The 4601-nt window shown below is 56.6% G+C and carries 6 protein-coding genes; all 6 read left to right on the top strand.

The features are described 5' to 3' along the window. A partial coding sequence (locus NTW26_06745; protein ID MCX7021954.1) for a hypothetical protein occupies window positions 1–530 on the top strand: 530 nt, incomplete at its 5' end. Window positions 531–629: 99 nt separating this feature from the next. Further along, window positions 630–926, top strand: a complete 297-nt coding sequence (locus NTW26_06740; GenBank protein ID MCX7021953.1) for a hypothetical protein — start codon at window positions 630–632, stop codon at window positions 924–926. A 451-nt stretch (window positions 927–1377) separates the two neighbouring features. Next, window positions 1378–1974, top strand: coding sequence for a hypothetical protein (locus NTW26_06735; protein ID MCX7021952.1), 597 nt, complete (start codon window positions 1378–1380; stop codon window positions 1972–1974). Window positions 1975–2049: 75 nt separating this feature from the next. After that, entirely contained in the window at window positions 2050–2889 is an 840-nt protein-coding gene (locus NTW26_06730; protein ID MCX7021951.1) for a hypothetical protein, read from the top strand. A gap of 404 nt (window positions 2890–3293) precedes the next feature. Then, the gene (locus NTW26_06725; protein MCX7021950.1) at window positions 3294–3713 is read left to right on the top strand and encodes a hypothetical protein; all 420 of its coding nucleotides are present in this window, start codon (window positions 3294–3296) and stop codon (window positions 3711–3713) included. Between the two features lie 20 nt (window positions 3714–3733). Next, the coding region (locus tag NTW26_06720; GenBank protein MCX7021949.1) for a Mu-like prophage major head subunit gpT family protein at window positions 3734–4601 on the top strand (868 nt) is incomplete at its 3' end.

Here is a 4601-nt window from a genome sequence, read left to right as displayed (position 1 = left end):
TGGACGGCGAGGGCAAGCCCGTCCCGGCCAACGAGACGCGGGCCCTCGAGCTGGCCAAGCGGATCAACTCCGAGCATCCCGCCGTGGCCCTCCCCCAGCCCGCCGAGGCCGGGCAGCCCGGCTGGGAGATCGAGCTGCTCCAGGGCGCGGCCGACGTCGCTCCCCTCCTGGACTGGGTCAACTACCTCTCGCGCATGCTCGTCACCAGCCTCTTCGTCCCCGAGAAGGCGCTCTATCAGGACGGCGACCGGGGCAGCCTGGCGCTGGTCTCCGAGCAGGTGAACACGTTCCTTCTGACCCTGGACGGCATCGCGCGGGAGCTGGCGGAGCAGATTTCCTCGGGTCTTCTGGAGCCGCTGGCCGGGCTCATCGGTCATCCGGGGGCGCGGCCAAGTTTGGTCATCGCCTCCCTGGCCGGTTCCCGGCGGACGCTCTACAAGGAGCTCCTGATCGAGCTCATCCGCAAGGGCGAGGTAAACCTGGCCGTGGAGCAGATAGGCGAGGAGCTTGGACTCTCTATATCTAGTTGATAATATTAGATATATACATTGTTTAATTAATTTCTTGAAATTTTGTTATAAATAGTGCTACACTTATCAACGCTTTTAACGAGGACTAAGGAGTAGACAATGAACAAGCCTTTGAGGCTTGATTTACCTAGTACAACAAATGGAGATCTATTTCGTTATGTTGAGGAAAAACTAACCGAAGTTTTTCACTTTAAGCTAAGTCGCGAAGAGATAGCTCGCTATCATGAGATGTATACAGTGGGTTATGGAGACGATGTTTTTCCAAAGGGATTCTTCTTAGCAATGGGTACTTATGAAGAATACCTGCATAGAGAAAAGCAAAAACGCGCAACTAACGCTGCGCTAGGTATGGAAGGGTTTGATTTAAATCAAGCCCTTTCGTTTTTTTACGCCTAATGAGTTACGATTCGTGCGTTACTACATTATGGGATTCTCTAGTACAAGATGATTATGATAATAAATTTAAAATTATTCCGTGTCGAAAAAGGGGATTGAATACTTCATTAAATAGGCTATCGTGTTACTGCTTTATTAATGTGTTTGGTTGTTTTTGGAGAATCAATATAGATGAAGTAGCTAATTCATTTATAACTGATGGGATGCCTGTTTTTAAATTCCGTTTTTATCGTCTTAAATGTGGTGATAATTCAAGAATAAGTATAGATTGTGATATTGGTGTAGATTCATACATTAAATGTGGTACAGGGAAAGAATACCATGTTGATTATATAATAGAAAACGAAAGACGAGATGGTTGTTTAATAAATCTTAACCCCATTGAAACAAATGCGATTGTATTTCTAGAATATATCAGACGTAGTATCGAAAAAGGAGATAATCCTTTATTATGAATAAGATACTTTATTATGATAATGAAGGTCAGGATAATATTAAAAGTACTATGTCTCTTGTAGCTGATGTTATAGTAGATAGAGGTTGTCAGGCAGTAATATTTTCAATAAAAGGTGATGGACCTAAATTAATAGTCGATAAATACCCAAAACTGAAAGAAAAAATAATAATTGTTTCATATCCTTCAGGTATGAAGGAAGGTGAGAATGATGAAAATAGAACTGATGAATTAAAAAAATTAAAAGATGATGGTTTTCGCGTCGTTATTAGTAATCCTGCATTTAGAGATATCTATATTCCAGAAGGTATTGATATAAAAAAACGTGCAATAATAGAAACACTTCGACTTTTTTCTACTGGTATGATCCTATGTGTGGAAGCTATTTTATTAGCTCGCGATGCTAATGAATTGGTAGATAATGAAATTGTTGTTTCCGCATGTTCAGATACAGCAATAATAGCTACTGCAGTTCGTACTGAATTGCTATTCTATCCTTCAATAGGAATGGAAATCCAAGAAATTATTTGCAAACCACGTGTGTTAAACATATCAAGACAAGGTAAATACGAATCAGAAAAAGATAAAAGTTAGTGATTGACTGGTGTTAGGATGTTTAGACGTATCGCCACTTTACGAAGTGGCTTTTTTTATACCTAAAGGAGGATGATGTCCGATAAGAGCCCCTTCGATCCCCTCCCCGTGGAGGGCGCGAACGGTGAGACGCCCGTCGGGCGGCGGTTCCGCAAGGAGGTCGCCCGGGCCGGGACGTTCCAGCACCCCGACGGCGAGCTGGAGTTCACCCCGGAACGGCTGGCGGCCTGGGTGGAGGTCTTCGAAAAAGCGCGGGAGGCCGGGATACAGATCCCCGTCCCCCTGAACCACGGCTCCGAGCCCACGGACAACGCCGGATGGGTGGAGGACCTGGAGCTCTCCGACGACGGAGAGCGGCTCTACGCCATCCTGGTCATCACCCGGCCCGAGGTGGCCGGGCTCATCGAGGGCGGGACCATCCGCCACACCTCCCTGGCCCTGGGGCCCCTGGCCGACGATTCCGGCAACTACTGGGAGGACGCCATTCTCGAGGTGAGCCTGGTCACCGAGCCGCACATCCGGCGCCAGGAGCCCTTCGTCACCCTCACCGGTGTGCGGGAGCTGGCGGTGGAGCTGGCAGCCAGTCGTAGGAAGAACCACGAGCTTTCCAGCTACCTGGACGCTGAGCGTCTCCGGCGGCTGGAGGAGAGGGTGGACGGGCTCGTCGCCCGCGGGCACCTCGCCCCGGACCGGCGCGGCGACGTGCTGGAGCTCGCCGCTGGCCTTCCCGGCGACGACGACCGGGAGCGGCTTCTGGCCAGCTACGACCGACCGCGGGTGAGGCCCGGCGCCCTGACCGTTTCCGCGCGACGCGAGGGGGCCGACCCCGAGTTGGAGGCCGTGGCAAAGCGATTCGGCCTGGAGCCCGCCGCCCTGGCCTACTACCTGGAGAACACCGCCGGACAAAGTGGATAGCTTCGCTCTGCGCCGGAATTCCTCACCCGTAAATCCTCCCCTGATGCGAGAGGGAGGTCGCGGGTCAACCTGAATGTCGGCCCATACGGGTTGGTTCGGCGGTTTTGACGTAGGGGCGGATGTCTACACCCGCCCGCGATTCCATCCAACCGCCGTGCGCCTAAATGTAGGGCGGGGACTTTAGTCCCCGCCGCGGCGGCCCGCAGAGGGGCCGCCCTAGACATTTTCACATTGGACGTAGGGCGGGGGGATCCGTACCCCGCCCTTTTATTAACACCGACCCTCACCCTAACCCGTAGGCGCGCCTCTCCCTAGAAGGGAGAGGGGAACCGTCCGCGGGCCGGCCGGTCGGTCGGCCCCAACTCGAACGAATAAACCCGATTACCGGTAACCTGGAGGTTCCCATGGCTCTGACAGCCAACCGTTACGACGAGCGCTTCGCCGCGGGCTGGCAGCTCCCCTTCCCCGTCGCCGCGCAGACGACGATCTACAAGGGTGCGCTGGTCTGCCTCGACGCGAGCGGCTACCTCGTCCCCGCCGCCGACACCGCGGGCCTGCGCTTCGTGGGCGTGGCCCGGGATTCAGGCGACAACTCCTCGGGCTCCAACGGCGACACCGAGGTCGTCGTGGTGACCCAGGGCTCCATCGTGATCGCCAAGTCCGGCGCCGCCGCCGGAGATGTGGGCGCCAGCGCCTTCTGCTCCGACGACGAGACCGTGGCGCTCTCCACCGTCAACGAGGTCTACGCCGGGCTCATCGTGGCCGTGACCGATTCCGGCCACGTCCGTTTCCGCTTCGACGCCGGCGACTGCGCCCCGGCCTAACCCTTTAAAAGGAGGATCCGATGCCCTTCACCACCGCCAGCGACCTCTCCCCGAAGATGCTCGAGGGGGTCGTGCGCACCGAATTTTTCCGCGCCTACCACGAGCTCCGGGACACCGGCTGGAAGCGCTACACCACCGAGGTCGCGTCGGGGGCCGCCGAGGAGTACTACGACTGGCTGCGCCTTTTGGGCGACGTGCGGGAGTGGGTCGGCGACCGGGTGATCAACCAGGGCGTGGCCGAGCGCTACTCCATCCGCAACAAGACCTGGGAGTTCGGCTTTTACCTGGAACGCTCCGCCGTGGAGGACGACCAGTCGGGCCAGATCGGCCTGGCCATCACCGCCGCGGCCCAGCGCGCCACTGAGCACCAGGCACGCCTCGTCACCGACGTGCTCGAGGCCGGCTTCACCGACGCCTGCTACGACGGCGAGCCTTTCTTCTTCGGCTCCCACCCCCTGGACTCGGGCGACACCTTCGGCAACTACACCGACGCCTTTCTGGACGCGGATTCGCTGCGGGGCGGCTTCTCGGCGCTGATGGGAATGCGACGCTCCGACGGCGCCCCCTGGGGCAACGTGGTTTCCAGGGAGAACACCACCCTCATGGTCCCGCCCGCGCTCTACTTCACCGCCCTGGAGCTGACCCAGCACCCCCACTACTCGGGGGGCGACCCGGAGAACAACCCCCTGGCCGGTCTCTTCGAAGTGGCGCTCAACCCCTACCTCACCAGCCAGACCGCCTGGTATCTGTTGCAGACGACCGAGCCGCTTAAGCCGCTCGTCTTCCAGCGCCGCACCGAGCTGGAGCTCACCGCCCAGACCGACCCGGCCACCGGGGACGTGGTCTTCCGCAACGACCTCTACGCCTTCGGCACCCGCCAGCGCTACA

The sequence above is a fragment of the bacterium genome, from assembly GCA_026398675.1.
In the GTDB taxonomy this organism is placed as follows: domain Bacteria; phylum RBG-13-66-14; class RBG-13-66-14; order RBG-13-66-14; family RBG-13-66-14; genus RBG-13-66-14.
This window is presented reverse-complemented; position numbering and strand designations above follow the sequence as displayed.